Here is a 15,219-nt window from a genome sequence, read left to right on the forward strand (position 1 = left end):
AATCACATCACATAATCAGATACACGCACTTTTATAGAATCTTCAATTTCAGCGGTATGTTCAACAAATATCCATTTCGGTGTTTTGATTTAGCGAGGGGAATGAGTAAAAAAATCATTTTTTGTTGTCCTGTGGATGGATAAACAAGTTGACAGCCATGTACCCATGGGTAGAATTGTGACGTGAAGAAACTTGCAGAATACATAAGAAGGGACGCCCACATTCAGAATATCGCCGGTCTGAGAGGTGAGCGGGACCTCTACATCGTCGGCGGAACGATCCGGGATATTCTATTGGACGTGCAGCCGAAGGATTACGACTTCTCGGTCGAAGGTTCGGGTATAGAATTTGCCCGGCATGTCGCACGGAGAATAGATGGTGCACTTGTGGTCCTTGATGAAAAAGCAGATGAGGCCCGTGTGGTGATAGATAATATTATCTATGATTTCATCGGTTTAGACCAGGGCGGTGTTGTTCCCGATCTTTTGAGGCGTGACTTCACGATAAACGCAATGGCCGTGAATGTAGAGACGCTTGATCTTATTGATCCGTGTCACGGGTCGCGTGATTTGAAGAAGAGAGTTATCCGACCCGCCTCTGCTGATGCACTGATCGCTGATCCCCTGCGGATATTGAGAGGATTCAGATTCGCCCTCCAACTTAATTTCAACTTGCACAGGGATTTCAACAAGTTCGCCAAGAATATCTCTCTACAAGAAGTCGCTGCCGAGCGTGTTGGCGAAGAGCTATTGCGCATAATGTCGGCGCCAAACTCCTTTGAAATAATATTGAAGATCAACCAGCTGGGAATATTCAAACAAGTATTTCAGGAAGCGCAGAAACTGATCGAAGATTTTGACCTCTGGAATCATTCGCTCAATACCTACGGAGCGGCAGAGAATCTGATCGAGCACGGGTTCTTTACGAAGCTCGAACCCGAATACACCAGTTACTTTGCGGAGACCAACCGGGTTGCACTCTGTAAACTCGCGGGGCTATTTCATGATGTTGCCAAGCCGGATACGTTCCTTATAAAGGAAGGTGAGATCCATTTCTACGGCCATGATTCAATAGGTGCAAAGATGATCGAAAAGATTGCGCACCGCCGCCTAAGGTTTTCCCGGCACGATACCGACGTTCTGAAGAAATTGGTCAAAGAACACATGAGGCTGCATCTTCTGGCGACCAACCCGGACCTCACCGATCGTGCTATTCGCCGCTTCTTCCGTCACCTTGGTGTTGATTGGTTCGGGGCGATGATCATTGCCTGGGCCGATGGTTATGCAACCGGCGGCAGGACAGGTCATCTGGAGAGGGCATTTCTAAGGATGGTTGAATTATATCGTGCCGACAGCGCAAAACCAAAGGTCGAAAGACTCGTCAACGGCTACGACCTCATCGCCCTGGGTATGAAACCTGGTCCCAGTTTCAAGTTGATATTACAAGAACTGCTCGACATGCAGTTGGAGGGTAGCATTGAAGAGAAGGCTGAAGCCCTCGAACAGGCAAAAAAGATCGCAAAGAAGATCGATGCAATGTAGAAAGAACGCTTCTCAGGTTGAAACATTTGACAGCAGGTTACGAATGAGTATAATATCCTTGTATGAAGTCAACGACGATAATCGGGGTACGGCACAAGGGCAGTGTTGTCATTGGATGTGACGGGCAGGTGACAACGGGCGAGACCGTCGTGAAACGGACGGCGCGCAAAATACGGAAGATCTACAACGATCGGATTCTAACGGGATTTGCCGGGTCAACGGCTGATGCCCTGACGCTGTTTGAACGATTCGAGTCGAAATTGGAGGAATTCAGGGGAAATCTGCCGCGAAGTGTTGTCGAGCTCGCCAAGGATTGGCGGCAGGATAAAGTACTGCGCAGGTTGGAAGCCTTGCTCGCGATTCTCGACACAGAGCATGCTTATGTCGTATCTGGCTCCGGAGATGTGATCGAACCCGATGATGGGATCGTGGCGATAGGTTCTGGAGGGCCCTACGCGCTCGCTGCCTGCCGTGGCTTGATCAATCATTCGAACCTGTCAACGCGAGAAATAGTCGAGCAGTCCATAAAGATAGCAGCGAGCATTTGTATATACACAAATACTGAAATATACACTGAAGAGCTATAAGTTACTTTCTCCTTCAATGATTTGAGCCGGCCTTGGAATGACGTGCCTGCGCGTGGATTATGTGTGGTCGATGTTTTGCCTTGAGATGACAATTTTCAGCTTGCGCAGCGCGTTCTCTTTGATCTGACGTACGCGTTCACGCGTGATATTCATGATCCTGCTTATCTCCTCGAGTGTGTGCGGTTCATATTCACCCAAACCGAAATTTCTTTCCAGTACCTCCCGCTCCCGCGGCCCGATTTTGCTCAACGCCTGCTGTAATTTCTCCTTTTCTGCTTTCTTCTGGAATATCACATCTGGGGGCGGTGAAATGAGATTGTCTGATCCTTGGATATCGAGACGAACGGATTCGATGTAAGGATTTTCTGAATCCTCAAACGCTTCGTCGAGAGAATAGGCTGGGATGAGTTCGGACAGGGCGAGGGCGACTGCGCTGGAGTCGACCTTGAGTACGCGGGCCAGTTCTTCGGGCGTTGGTTCCCTTCCATGCTTTTGAATGAATTTCTTTGTTTCGGTCTGTGTTCGGCGGGCAAGAAAGCTCTTACGGACAATGCCTCTTTGTGCACTGATCGCCTCGTAAATAGACCGTTTTATCCACCATACAGAATAGGTGTTGAAACGATAGCCTTTTCGTTCGTCAAATTTATCGGCTGCATGGATGAGTCCTTCGTTTCCGGCGTTGATCAATTCGGAAAGACCCAACCGTTCGTCTTGAAATCTCTTGGCAATGAATACGACAATTCTGAGATTTGCACAAATGAGCTTTTTCTTGGCTTCGGTGTCGTTGTGTTCTCTCGCCCGCTTTGCCAGAGCGAATTCTTCCTCTTTAGTTAGTATTTTGTACTGGCTTATTTCCTCAAAATACTGTTTTAATCCGCGGTCGCTTACAACCCTGAACATGAGATTATCCGGTTGCTGGGTCGCCTGGTGCACTCATATGATTTCCGATGCTGCTATGGAGTCATTGCAATATAGAGCTTGCGTTCTCCACGCTGGACGTGGAAAATAACAGGTTTCCCTTGCTTCAGTCCCTTGACCGCAGCACGATATTTGGCAATGTTCGAGATCTCATTTCCCCCGATACCAAGGATCAGATCACCAACCTGGAAACCTGCTTGGTCAGCCGGAGTCCCGGATTTGATGCTGATAACGACAACACCACCCGTCGATTTGGGTTCAAAACGTTCGGCACGCGGATCTGAGATATCGATGACCTGCAGTCCCAATTCATATTCTTCATCCGGTACCTCGGCCGCAGCGGCGACAGTTTCCGGCATCTCGTCGATCTTGACCGTCAGTTCCTTTGATTTCCCGGCTCTGAATATTTTGACCTTGACTGACTTGCCGATGGCCGTTGATGCGACCATGATTTTGAATGAGGCCAGGTCATTGACGTTCTTACCATCGAATTCCGTTACCACATCGCCTGCCTTAACGCCAGCGCGGCTTGCAGGTGTGTTATCAACAACTTCGCTGATCAGGACTCCCTCGAGCGTTGGCAGGTCCATTGCGTCCTTTAGGTCTTCGGTTATTTCCTGCAGGTAGACTCCCAGATATCCTCGCGTTACCTTACCTTTGGTCCTCAGTTCTTCGATCACTGACCTTGCGAGGTGTGCGGGTATTGCGAACCCGATGCCAACATTACCGCCACTCGGTGAAGTGATCGCGGTGCTAATACCGATGACCTTACCTTGAATATTTACCAGCGGCCCGCCGGAGTTCCCGGGATTTATGGCAGCATCGGTTTGCAGGAAACTCTGGAAATCCGGTCCTTCAGGCAGAACTATGCCAGCCCGTCCTTTGGCTGAGATAACACCGACGGTGACCGTTCCTTCGAGATGGAATGGATTTCCGAAGGCGATCGCCCAGTCTCCGACTTTTACTTTTTCTGAATCACCGAACTCAAGATATGGTAGTTTGTCGCCATTATCGATCTTGAGCAGGGCAATGTCGGTTCGGGAGTCAGTGCCTACGATTTTCACCTCATCGCCCCGGAACTCTTGTTTGTTCGTGAGCTTGACGACGATGTCGGAAGCACCCCTGATGACATGGTAATTCGTAACGAGATATCCGTCCTCGGAAATGAAAAAACCGGAACCGAGTGTCTGTGTCTTCTGTTCTGACCTGGGGGTGCCTCTGAAAAAGTCCTTGAAGAGGTCATCCAATGGACCTTCGAACCGCCATTCGAACCCAGGAAAAGTGCTTGTGACTGTTCGTTCTGCGGAGATATTGGCTACAGCAGGGGAGACCTCTTCAGCCACAATGGCAAAAGGGCTTTCTCCTCCTCTACTCACCAGTGCCATCGCCGGGTTTTGCTCAGGACTTGCTTCACCGCGGTTGGCGAAACTTGGTATGCTTGCGGTTATTATCATTCCGAAGAGAAATGCAAAAATAGCCGCAGCGCCGGCTATGATCCCGGCGTTACGAAGTGATATATTTGTGTGCATTCTGCCTCCTTACATCTAAATGGATTGTTTCCGCGCCAAGTACGTTTACCGGCTGCCGCATAAGGATGGTTACTTCTTTTTCGGCAGGCCTTTACCTATTTTCTCATACTCTGAATTTTTCTTCTCCAGATTCCGAGCGATCGTCCTGATCTTGCGCACGGCGCTCTTCACTTTTTTTGTTTTCTGCCAGTCGCCCGTCTTTTTTACGTAGACCGCATCATAGATCTCACCGCCCAGTTCAGTGAAGGCATCTCTGAGTTTGCGGTTCAGTTCAAATATCTCAAGCTTCAGGGTTCCTTTTTGAGTCAAATCACCCGCTTCCTTTCCGACCACCTTGGAGGCGTCGTCCAGCCATTTCACGAGATCATCCCATATGTTTGCCATTATTCCTCCTTAGTTGTTAGACAAAACGAGGGTTGTTTGGGTTTACCACGCAAATCTCCTTTCTGAAGAGTATGTGACTCTACAGAGAGTGTACGCCCAGATCAGGTTTCGCGGATTTCCTTTTCTTTGTCTCTCTGAACTTCATCGACTTTCTGGATATATTGATCGGTGGCATGTTGCACATCTTCTTGAGCTTTGAATGAAGCGTCTTCCGAGATTTTCTTGTCCTTCTCGAGCTTTTTGATCTCATTGTTTGATTCGCGCCGGATGTTTCGGATCGCTACTTTTGTCTCTTCGGCCATTCTCAAAGTGAGTTTGATGAGTTCCTCGCGTCGCTCGGTGGTCAAAGGAGGCACGGCAAGCCGTATTACATTGCCATCGTTGTTCGGCGTCAGGCCGACCGAAGACTTGAATATCGCTTTCTCAATACTTGCCAGGGCAGATTTATCCCATGGTTGGATTATGATCAGCCGCGGCTCGGGTATGCTTATCGTTGCCACTTGGTTGAGCGGCAACTGGCTTTCGTAGTATTCTACCTTGATACCCTCTAATAAAGCAGGCGACGCACGCCCGGTTCTTAACTTGGCGAGTTCCTGGGCAAATAGAGAAAGTGATTTCTTCATTTTTTCATCAGTGCTCTTCTTGATTTCCTCAACCATTTCATCCTCCACTAATGATTGTTCCGATCTTTCTGCCGGATAATACACCCCGCAGGTCGTGTTCAAAGAAATTGTAGACGTAGATCGGAATGCCGGCATCCCGGCATGTGTTAAATGCAGCGAGATCCATGACCCTTAAATGTTTCTTGATCACTTGTTCATAGCTTATTCCTTTATAGAAAGTAGCGTTCTTGTTTAGGACGGGATCGGCTGAATATACGCCGGCTACTTTCGTGCCTTTGATCAGCACATCGGCGTGGAATTCAGCTGCTCTGAGTGCGGCCGCTGTGTCAGTGGTGAAAAGCGGATTGCCAGTCCCACCAACGAATATCACAATGCCACCCGAATCAAAGAATTCCAGATCCGTGAATTTGTTGAACTTTTCCGCAATGCCTTCCACTGCAAGACCACTACTCAGTTTTACTCTTTGTCCCTTCCTTTCGAGCAACGAGTGAAGCACGATACCGTTGATCACAGTGCCGACCATTCCGCAGAGGTCTGCATCGATCTTGTCGAGCCAGTCGGCATCGCGTCCCCGTATGATGTTACCCCCACCGACGACGACACCAATTTTTGTGCCCATGTTCTTGGCCTGGAGGATTTGTTCTACGACATAATTTATAGCTGTCTCGTTGAAAGTTTTATCATCATTGCCAAAAAATTCTCCAGATAACTTGAGGATGATTCTGTGGTATTTGGTACGGTGGGGCTTTTTTTTCATTCACCGAGGCGAAAACGTACGAAACGCCTCACGACGATGTTTTCACCGAATTTTGCTATCTGTTCTTTCAAATAATCGTCGACCGTTTTTTCGGGTATCTTTACAAATGGTTGTTCAAGCAGGCATACATCTGAGTAGAATTTCTCGAGTTTACCGGCCACTATCTTTTCGACAATTTCCGGTTTTTTCTTCATGTCCTGCACCATGCTTCGGTAAATTTCTTTCTCCCGTTCGATCACCTCGGGGGATAGCTCTTCGCGCGTTACCACCATCGGTTCGCTTGCCGCAATCTGCAGGGCGATATCGCGGACAAACCTGCGGAACTCGGTGTTCCGCGCGACAAAATCTGTTTCACAGTTGACTTCCACTAAAACGCCCAGACGGTCACCGGGGTGTATGTATGCATCTACGATGCCCTCTTTGGTTATTCGGCCTACTTTCTTGGCGGCGAGGGCCAGTCCTTTCTTTCTTAGTGTCTCGACCGCTTTGTCGAGATCACCACCCGCTTCGTCGAGAGCTTTCTGGCAATCGACGATGCCGGCCCCGGTTCTTTCTCTAAGCTCTCTCAGTTTCTCCCGATCCATATGCTTCCTTCTCTTCTGCCTCGAATCCTTTTCTTCCTTCAATGACCGCGTTGGCAATGATCTGGGTGACGAGTGAGATCGATCTGATAGAATCGTCGTTAGCTGGTATTGGATAGCTTATCTCGGTTGGGTCGACATTCGTGTCGACGATCGCCGCAACCGGGATATTGACCCTGAGTGCTTCACGAAGTGCGGTTTCATCTTTCTTTATGTCCACGATGAAGACCATCCCCGGCAGGCGGTCCATTTCTTTTATGCCTTCGAAGTTTTTGTGCAGTTTCTGATATTCCCTTTCGGCTCGGGATAATTCTTTTTTCGATACCATTGTCCAGCGACCATCTTCTTTCATCCGTTCGAATTCACGGAGTCTTGAGATACGTTGACTCAGGACCTCGAAATTCGTAAGCAGTCCTCCTAACCATCTTTCGGTAACATAGAATATCTGTGCCTTAATTGCCTCTTCTTTGATTATGTCTTTGGCCTGCTTCTTGGTGCCGACGAAGAGAATGCCCTTGCCCTCTTCAGCAACGCGAACGGTTGCCTCATATGCGTGCTTCAAGCCTTCCTGCGTATGCCGTAGGTCGATAATGTGTATGCCATTTCTCTTGCCGAAAATGTATTTCCCCATCTTTGGATTCCAACGCTTGGTGCGGTGTCCGAAGTGACATCCTGAGCTAACGAGTCGCTCGAAAGTTATCTGTTCCAAAGTGCCTCCTTATCGCTTCGAGAACTGGAATCTCTTGCGGCGTTTGGCCAAGCCATACTTGCACCGTTCTTTCTTTCTCGGATCTCTCTTCAGCAGTCCAGCACTTTTCAGAGTGGGTCTCAGTTCCGGATTGAATTTGACGAGCGCTCGGGCGATACCGTGACACATGGCTCCTGCCTGACCTGCTATTCCACCACCCGATATTCTTGCTTTGATATCAACTGAACCTTTTACGCCGGCAGTGGTCAGCGGAAGATTGACCAGGTCGACGAGGTCCTGGCGGCCAAAATACTGCAGGGGATCGCGGTTATTGACCCTGACGACCCCGCTGCCCGAAGACAGTATGATCTTTGCCGTAGCTGTTTTCCTCGATCCGGTTAGTATTTCCGGCATATATATCTCCTCCTTACAGTTCGATTAATCTAGGCGACTGTGCAGTATGGGGATGTTTAGAATCCGTATATATCTTAAGTCGCCTCAACCGCCGCGCTCTCAATTTATTCTTGGGCAACATGCCGCTGATTGCGTGGTAGAAAACACGTTCTGGATGCTTTTTCAGCATTAATTCTAAATGTATCTTCTTCAAACCGCCCGGGTGGAAAGAGTGAGAATAATATATCTTGTCCTTCATTTTGTTCCCGGTGACTCGGAATTTGTCGGCATTTATGACTACAACAAAATCCCCGCAGTCCACGTGCGGAGAGTATTGTGGTTTGTTCTTACCGATAAGAACACGGGCAATTTTCGAAGCCAACCGCCCCAAGATCTTACCCGTGGCGTCGACTATGTACCAATTGCGCTTGATCTCAGATTTCTTTAGGACTTTTGTCTTCATTAGCCACTATTATATATAATTTCTCGGCAATGTCAATACCAAGACGATCCTATGGCAGATAGGATCAAGTTCTACCCCGGAGTGGATCCAGCTAAATAACGGCAAAGCGCATCAGCGAATCAGAATAATAATGTTGCTTGTTGCATGTTGTAGCGGCCAGTATTGTACATGGGTTTGGTTATAGGTCCGTCCAAAATCAAACCACAACCAAACTGGCAGCTAAACCCTACAACATACAGCAATGAGTATTATCATGGTAGCGCATTCGTTTAGGATTTAGGGTTCAGTGTTTAGGATTTTGGTTTTGTTTAGCTTAGTGTGCTTCGTCCCAGTCTGGACCGATGCCGATCGAGGTGACGATCGGGACATTTGTTTCAATAGCACTCTCCATGCAATGTTTGATGATCTCTTTGGCTTCGTCGATCCTGTCATTTTCTATCTCGAATAACAACTCATCATGGATCGACAAGAGAAGACCACGATTGAATTTGCCTCCGGTCAGTCTGTTTTCAACATCGATCATCGCGATCTTCACAAGGTCTGCGGCACTGCCCTGGATCGGCGTGTTAATGGCGGCCCGTTTTGAAAATTCGCGCAGGTTATAGTTCCGCGAGTGCAGGTCGGCCAGTGGCCTTCGGCGTTTGAAAATGGTTTCTGCGTATCCTTTTTCCTCTGCCGACCGCACTGCTTGTTCGCGCCAGGCCGCTACACCGGGGTACAAATCATAATAGGATTGGATGAATTGTGCTGCCTCTTCGTGGGCAATATCAAATCGCTGGGCGAGGCCGTAATCACTCATGCCGTAGATAAGCCCGTAATTAACCACTTTGGCCATTCTGCGTTGTTTGTCGTCGACCTTTTCTTCGGGAATACCGAAGACTACGCTTGCCGTGTGCCGGTGTATATCATCGCCCTTCATGAATGCCTGGATGAGGTTTTTGTCATCTGCGATATGGGCAAGCAATCTCAGTTCGATCTGAGAGTAATCGGCCGAAATTAGCGTGTAGCCTTCGCTTGCGACAAAGCCCTTTCTTATTTTCCTGCCAAGGTCGCTCCGTATGGGTATGTTTTGAATGTTCGGATTCGAAGAAGACAGACGGCCGGTCGCCGTTCCGGTCTGGTTGAAAGTCGTGTGGATACGGCCTTCCTGGCTCAACATGATCAATGGCTCGAGGTATGTCGATTTCATTTTGGCAAGTTCGCGGAACCTGAGCAGTTCTCTGGGCACTGCATGGCTGAGGCTGAGTTGAGTCAGCACTTCAAAATCGGTTGAATAGTGTTTCTTGCCGCGTTTCGTCGGCTTGAGTTTCAGCTCTTCGAAGAGCACTCCAGCGAGTTGTTTAGGTGAATTGATGTTGAACGAATGGCCGACGATTTCATAGATACTTTTTTCGGCTTCGCGCAGATGCTGTTCGACTTCTACATTGAGTTCTTCCAGGTATATTACGTCAAGGCCGATACCGCGTTTTTCCATCTTCGTCAATACGTGTATGAGCGGTTCTTCGATATTGTTGTAGAGATCGAACATGTCCTTTTCCTGCAATTTGTCCTTGAGAACAGGATACAGTTGATGGCTCAGAAGGGCGATAGTTTCCGGAGCGTCTCCCGGGCATGATTTCAGGTTTTGAAGGCAGATATCGTCAAATGAGTATGAACGGCGATTGGGATCGAGCAGCCAGGAAACGACCTGGAGATCGAAGAGGGGTGGTTTTATGGTCGTGGCGTGTGCAAGAGTCTTCAGGTCATAGCCGACCGTGATGATTCCTTCCCGGGCCAGGATTTCAGCGATTTGATCATGCCCGCTGCGGTACACATTGTCTTCGTCGGTGCTGAGAAATACCTCGTTATCACCCAGCGCAATACCGATCATTTTAACATCCATTGCCACATCTTTGCCATTCAATTCCTGCACCTCGATACCGGCGTGGATGCCCCTTGAGAGTTCTTTGATGTATGCATGGAATTCGAGATCGACGAGGATCGGCATGACCTTGTCCATATCGGGTTCTTTAGTGCGCAAGTTATCAAGGGAAAAGTCCAGTGGCACGTCGGTCTTCAGTTCGATCAATTCATGCGATAGTTCTGCTTTTTCCTTGTGCTGGGTAAGGCGAGGGTCTTTTTCGAGAGCTTCGTTGAAATCGGCATATTTCTTTATTATTTCCTGGGCGCGCTTGGGCCCGATGCCCGGCACTCCGGGAACATTGTCTATTGTATCGCCGGTGAGTGCAAGATACATGGGGATTTGCTCGGGAGCGATTCCGTATTTTTCAGAGACCTTGTCGCGGTCGATTATTTCATCTCGGTAGGCATCATAGACAAAGACATTATCACCGACGAGCTGGAGCAGGTCTTTGTCCGATGTCGCGATGTAGACCTCGCCTTGCTCTTTTAGCTTGACCGCAAGGGTCGCCAGGATATCGTCGGCTTCATAGCCTTCGACCTCGAATTGAGGTATGCCCATGCATTCGGACAGCTCCTTTACCTTCTCGATCTGGAATGGAATGTCAGGCGGCGGGGGAGGCCGGGTCGCCTTATAATCTTCGAATATCTCATCGCGGAACGTGACCCCCGGCGCATCAAAGGCAAGAACAAGATATTCGGTCGGCAGTCTTTTCTTTATCTTTTCAAGGGTGTTAACGAAGCCGAATATGCCGGAAGTGTTCTGGCCGCGGGAATTCTTCAGCGGGTTCTTTATGAATGCGAAATAAGAGCGGAAGATGATCGAATACGCATCGATGATGACGAATTTCTTTATCATGGCCAATTATACGCAATAATAAGGCATAAGCAAGTCTACACTGGGGACAGGCATAAACTTTTAAACTTCTTACTGCTTTTTCTTTTGAAATATCATCGTATCTGTAGATGCTATTGTTGCATGTGCTGCACACGCGGCAAAAGTTTAAAAGTTTATGCCTGTCCCCATGATTTGTGTATTGACAGCGTACTGATTATGCGTAGTATTGAACAGTGGTTCACCAGAAAAAGGTCCACGCGATCATTAACCCGCACGCCGGCTACGGCAAAGCCGGCAAGAGATGGCCCCAAATATTAGAATGTCTAGAGTCTTCAGGGTTCGATGTCACCTGGCGGTTGACCGAGAGAAGGTGGCATGCTTATGACATTGCGCTGGAGTATGCGCGGGAAGGAGCAAGGCTCATAATCAGTGTCGGAGGTGAGGGTGTGATGAATGAGATCGTGAACGGCTTGTTCGCCTATAAGAAGACATCCGGTACTATGCCCACACTCGCCATGATCCCGGCAGGAACCGGAACCGATCTATCAAGGACCCTGCATATTTCCAAAGATTATCGCCAGGCGGTTGAGGTGATCAAAACCGGGCGCGAGATGTTAATGGACGCGGGTAGGATGGTCTTCCAGCGTGACGGCAGGACCTGGGCGCGCTATTTCATCAATGCAGCAGATACTGGATTGGGCGGAGCCGTGGCAAGACTCAGTAACAGCCTTCCAAAAGTCCTGGGTGGATTCTTGACCTTCTTGCTCGCCAGTCTCGCTGCGTTACTCAGTTTCAAGCGGATGACATTGAAGATTTGGGTTGATGGCAAGCTGGTTGGCAGCGGGCTCATGACCATCGTTGGCGCGCTCAACGGGCAGTATTTCGGCGGCGGTATGCATGCCGCGCCAATGGCCGTGGTCGATGATGGAATAATGGAATTTCTGTACGTTAAGGATACCGGGTTTTTCAAATTCGTCAGCAAGGTCCTGGCGAAGGTGTACACAGGAGAACACCTGGCATACCACAAGGTTCATCTTTGTAAAGGCCGGCAATTGAAGGTGCAGAGCGAGAAGGTATTCCTTGCTGAAGTTGACGGCGAGGTCGAAAGGGCAAGTACGATCTGCCTTGATGTTTTGCCCAAGTCGGTCGGTATGTTGGTGGTTAAGTAGTTAGACCTTGTAAAGATCGTTGGTTGTGATGTAGTTATACACTTCTGGTTTTAACATGTATCTTACTGAAAGCCCCTTTCTGATTCTTGTGCGGATCATCGTTGATGAAATGTCGATCATTGGTGCGGTGCTGACCATGATCCGGTCGAAGAATCTTGCCTCTTTTGACACATCATAATTCGGTCGCCGCATAACAACTACACGGCACTCGCGGAAGAGTTCTTCTGGATCTTTCCAGGTTTCGATCTCATGCCACTGGTCACTGCCGATCATCAAATATAGTTCATCATCTTTTTCTATGTGCAGTCTCCTGATCACTTCGATGGTGTAGGTTTTATCCGTAAATGTTCTCTCGACATCGCTGACCGCAAACATTTCGTTATCCTCCACCGCGAATTGGGTCATAGTGTACCGGTCTTCATATTTTGAGTAGTCTGTTTTATGGGGTGGGTTTCCAGATGGCACGAAAAGAATCTTCTGGAGGTGGAATTCCTCCAGGACATGCTGGGCAATTATCAGATGCCCGACATGCGGAGGATCAAAGAGTCCTCCGAAGACACCGGTTCTCATCGGTACTCCTCCTAACTATTCTTTTCAAGGTCGGCAATGCGGTCGGCGGCCCTTTTTTGCCAATTTTCGTCTTCGAGGAGTTCTTTATACAACTCCAGGGCTTCCTCAAACTGCCCTTGCTTTTCAAGGATGCGGGCTCTGCGGTATGTTGCTTCGCCTGCCGATTCTGTTTCCGGATAGTTATTGCGTATGTATTCGTAGTATAAAAGAGCCGCTTCAGGCTCCTTCAGCTTTTCATATAACTTACCGTTCTCCAATTCTTTTTTAGCCAACAGATTTCGTGCGGTCAGTATCTCCTTTCTCGCTTCATCGGTGTATTCAGAGTTAGGATAGCGTGTAAGGAATTCATCGAAGAGTTGGATCGCTCTTTTCAGGTCACTCAGGTCTTTCTCATAGCTTGGGGCACCCAGGAGGTTGGCTTTTGCCCGGTAGAAGTGAGCCTGCTCAACGAGTGCCGAGTTCGGGAAGTTGCGTATAAGGTAGTTGAATTCAATCACTGCTTGATCGTAATCTTTCATCTCAAGGTACGCGCGTGACAACCAGTATTGTGCGTCATCGACATACTCTGATGAGGGGTAGTAGAATAATATTCTCTCAAAGGCTTCTGCTGCTTTCTGGTACTGTTTTTTGTCGAAGAGCGACATTGCGCGTTCATATTCACTGACCGGCTCGAGTGGAACGAGCGTCTCTCGCGCCGCGCACGACAGGACGATCAGAACGAAAGCCAAGAGAATCGGGTTAGATCTCATTTTTTCTCCTTTATTTCCTTCATCCGCTCCTTTGCCTTTTTGGTCATTTCGCCTTTCTGATACGGATCGAGCCGTATTACCTTTTTATATAATTCGAGAGCCGTGTCGAAGTTACCTCGCGCGTAGTATATTTCGGCCGTGTAAAAATATGCATCATCGAGCATCGATTTAGGTTCGCCGTTGGCGATGATATGGCCGAAGTAGATCTCTGCACTGTCAAGTATCCCGGCGCCGAAATGTCTGGTGCCAAGCGATAGCTGTATTTCACTTACAAGCAAAAGATTTGCTGCGGTTTTCAATTTTTCGTATTCGAACATGGCCATTGATAATGCCGAGGTGAAGTCGCCGGTGGCGGCAAGTGCTCGGATCAAGTTTGGTTTGGCATTTCTGGCTTCCCGAGACGTTGAATCAATCTGCAGGGCACGTCTGTAAGCTCTGATCGCTGCTTCATAATTACCGTTCTCAAAATTCAGGTCACCAATAAGAAACAAGTTGCCGGCCTGTTCATATTCGGGCACGAGTTTTGCGATTTCCTGGTAAAGGAACAGCGCACGTTCGGGTTCGTTGATCTTCAATGCGTTCTGGGAAAGGGTATTGTATACTCTTATTATGCTGTCTTTGAATGTCGTATCTATGTTCAAGGAGGCGCCGAAATATTCCAGGGCCTCTGCATATTCATTTTTTCTTAAGTAGCAATAACCTATGATATATTGTATTTCTGAATCTTTGTCTTTGCGCAGTGAAATGATTTCGGTCAACGCCCGGTCGTAGTTCCATTCCGCTATGAACTTGCGGGCATTGCTGATACGTTCTTCCTTACGGGCGCAGTGGAGGCACAGACATATTGAAAGGATAACCAACCAGTTACGTTTATTCATGGTTGAGAATAGATCGGAGACGCCCGACGACACCGAGTATGATCTTTGTCAGCTTGAGTTCTGCAATCGACGCCGCTTTGATGCTCGTTGCGAGTCTATCCAGACCAGTGCCGAGAATTATACCTGCGCCGGGTTTGATACTGCTTTGTTGTTCTATGTATCCGGCAGCCTCTTTTGCCTTCTTTCTCACTTCTTTTCCAGTCTCTCGAGCAGACGCAGGTATGATTCCAGCAGTCCGCGAAATTCAGATACGAGCAGGAGTTTTTGATGCTCGACGATTTTCGTTTCTTCTCTTATTCTGCCGAGTTCGGTCTGCGCTTCTTTCAGGAATCGCTGAGCTTCGACGCGAGCATTCGCGATGATCGTCTCGGCTTCCTTTTTTGCGCCGCTCTTCAAGTCATCGGCAGCTTTCTGTGTTGTGGTCAGTGTATCCTGAAGTATCTGTTCCATGCGTCTGTAGTCTGCGATCTTCAGATCCATGTCCTTTACCCGCTCTGATAGACCGGCGTTTGCCCGCAGGAGCTCTTCTAGTTCGGTGGCGACCATGTCCAGGAATTCGCGCACCTCGTGAGGATCGTAGCCACGTACTTTCTTCTTAAATTCCTGCTTGCGGATTTCCAGTGGTGTGATTGGCATATTACCTCCGCTTTTG

The 15,219-nt window shown here is 48.5% G+C and carries 18 protein-coding genes; 3 read left to right on the forward strand and 15 right to left on the reverse strand.

What is annotated here, in order from left to right:
• Nucleotides 1-182: 182 nt before the first annotated feature.
• On the forward strand, nt 183-1,541 hold the full coding sequence (locus OEV79_04215; protein ID MDH4210631.1) for an HD domain-containing protein: 1,359 nt from the start codon (nt 183-185) through the stop codon (nt 1,539-1,541).
• A 62-nt stretch (nt 1,542-1,603) separates the two neighbouring features.
• Complete coding sequence (gene hslV / locus OEV79_04220) at nt 1,604-2,128, forward strand: ATP-dependent protease subunit HslV (GenBank protein ID MDH4210632.1); 525 nt, start codon at nt 1,604-1,606, stop codon at nt 2,126-2,128.
• Nucleotides 2,129-2,185: 57 nt separating this feature from the next.
• Here hslV and OEV79_04225 read toward each other — a convergent pair whose 3' ends face one another.
• From OEV79_04225 to polA, 10 genes are all read right to left on the reverse strand, one after another.
• The gene (locus OEV79_04225; GenBank protein MDH4210633.1) at nt 2,186-3,061 is read right to left on the reverse strand and encodes an RNA polymerase sigma factor RpoD/SigA; all 876 of its coding nucleotides are present in this window, start codon (nt 3,059-3,061) and stop codon (nt 2,186-2,188) included.
• Nucleotides 3,062-3,081: 20 nt separating this feature from the next.
• Nucleotides 3,082-4,575 carry a Do family serine endopeptidase gene (locus tag OEV79_04230; GenBank protein MDH4210634.1) on the reverse strand — a complete coding sequence of 498 codons (1,494 nt, stop codon included), beginning with the start codon at nt 4,573-4,575 and terminating at the stop codon, nt 3,082-3,084.
• 69 nt (nt 4,576-4,644) lie between these two features.
• Complete coding sequence (locus tag OEV79_04235) at nt 4,645-4,959, reverse strand: hypothetical protein (protein MDH4210635.1); 315 nt, start codon at nt 4,957-4,959, stop codon at nt 4,645-4,647.
• Between the two features lie 101 nt (nt 4,960-5,060).
• Nucleotides 5,061-5,618 (reverse strand): ribosome recycling factor, encoded by a 558-nt coding sequence (gene frr, locus OEV79_04240; protein ID MDH4210636.1) that lies wholly within the window; start codon nt 5,616-5,618, stop codon nt 5,061-5,063.
• A 1-nt stretch (nt 5,619) separates the two neighbouring features.
• A complete protein-coding gene (locus OEV79_04245) occupies nt 5,620-6,339 on the reverse strand; it encodes a UMP kinase (protein ID MDH4210637.1) in 720 nt (239 codons plus the stop codon).
• Entirely contained in the window at nt 6,336-6,923 is a 588-nt protein-coding gene (tsf, locus tag OEV79_04250; GenBank protein ID MDH4210638.1) for a translation elongation factor Ts, read from the reverse strand. The genes OEV79_04245 and tsf overlap by 4 nt, the downstream gene beginning before the upstream one ends.
• Nucleotides 6,895-7,629 carry a 30S ribosomal protein S2 gene (gene rpsB, locus OEV79_04255; GenBank protein MDH4210639.1) on the reverse strand — a complete coding sequence of 245 codons (735 nt, stop codon included), beginning with the start codon at nt 7,627-7,629 and terminating at the stop codon, nt 6,895-6,897. Before rpsB ends, tsf begins: the two co-directional genes overlap by 29 nt.
• Before the next feature lie 9 nt (nt 7,630-7,638).
• Nucleotides 7,639-8,022, reverse strand: coding sequence for a 30S ribosomal protein S9 (gene rpsI / locus OEV79_04260; protein MDH4210640.1), 384 nt, complete (start codon nt 8,020-8,022; stop codon nt 7,639-7,641).
• Nucleotides 8,023-8,035: 13 nt separating this feature from the next.
• Nucleotides 8,036-8,464, reverse strand: coding sequence for a 50S ribosomal protein L13 (rplM, locus tag OEV79_04265; protein ID MDH4210641.1), 429 nt, complete (start codon nt 8,462-8,464; stop codon nt 8,036-8,038).
• 313 nt (nt 8,465-8,777) lie between these two features.
• Nucleotides 8,778-11,222 (reverse strand): DNA polymerase I, encoded by a 2,445-nt coding sequence (polA, locus tag OEV79_04270; protein MDH4210642.1) that lies wholly within the window; start codon nt 11,220-11,222, stop codon nt 8,778-8,780.
• 212 nt (nt 11,223-11,434) lie between these two features.
• On the opposite strand from polA, the gene OEV79_04275 reads away from it, so the two are divergent.
• Nucleotides 11,435-12,370 carry a diacylglycerol kinase family lipid kinase gene (locus tag OEV79_04275; GenBank protein ID MDH4210643.1) on the forward strand — a complete coding sequence of 312 codons (936 nt, stop codon included), beginning with the start codon at nt 11,435-11,437 and terminating at the stop codon, nt 12,368-12,370.
• Here the strand turns inward: OEV79_04275 and nadD are convergent, their stop codons facing one another.
• Genes nadD through OEV79_04300 form a run of 5 tightly spaced genes read right to left on the reverse strand, consistent with a single transcriptional unit; the run spans nt 12,371 to nt 15,203 of the window.
• Nucleotides 12,371-12,940, reverse strand: coding sequence for a nicotinate-nucleotide adenylyltransferase (nadD, locus tag OEV79_04280; GenBank protein MDH4210644.1), 570 nt, complete (start codon nt 12,938-12,940; stop codon nt 12,371-12,373).
• 11 nt (nt 12,941-12,951) lie between these two features.
• Nucleotides 12,952-13,689, reverse strand: a complete 738-nt coding sequence (gene bamD, locus OEV79_04285) for an outer membrane protein assembly factor BamD (GenBank protein MDH4210645.1) — start codon at nt 13,687-13,689, stop codon at nt 12,952-12,954.
• A complete protein-coding gene (locus OEV79_04290) occupies nt 13,686-14,567 on the reverse strand; it encodes a tetratricopeptide repeat protein (protein MDH4210646.1) in 882 nt (293 codons plus the stop codon). Before OEV79_04290 ends, bamD begins: the two co-directional genes overlap by 4 nt.
• The gene (locus OEV79_04295) at nt 14,560-14,757 is read right to left on the reverse strand and encodes a hypothetical protein (protein ID MDH4210647.1); all 198 of its coding nucleotides are present in this window, start codon (nt 14,755-14,757) and stop codon (nt 14,560-14,562) included. The genes OEV79_04290 and OEV79_04295 overlap by 8 nt, the downstream gene beginning before the upstream one ends.
• Entirely contained in the window at nt 14,754-15,203 is a 450-nt protein-coding gene (locus tag OEV79_04300; protein ID MDH4210648.1) for a DivIVA domain-containing protein, read from the reverse strand. The genes OEV79_04295 and OEV79_04300 overlap by 4 nt, the downstream gene beginning before the upstream one ends.
• Nucleotides 15,204-15,219 lie beyond the last annotated feature (16 nt).

This window comes from candidate division WOR-3 bacterium (genome assembly GCA_029858255.1).
Classification (GTDB): domain Bacteria; phylum Hydrothermota; class Tepidihabitantia; order SM23-42; family SM23-42; genus SM23-42.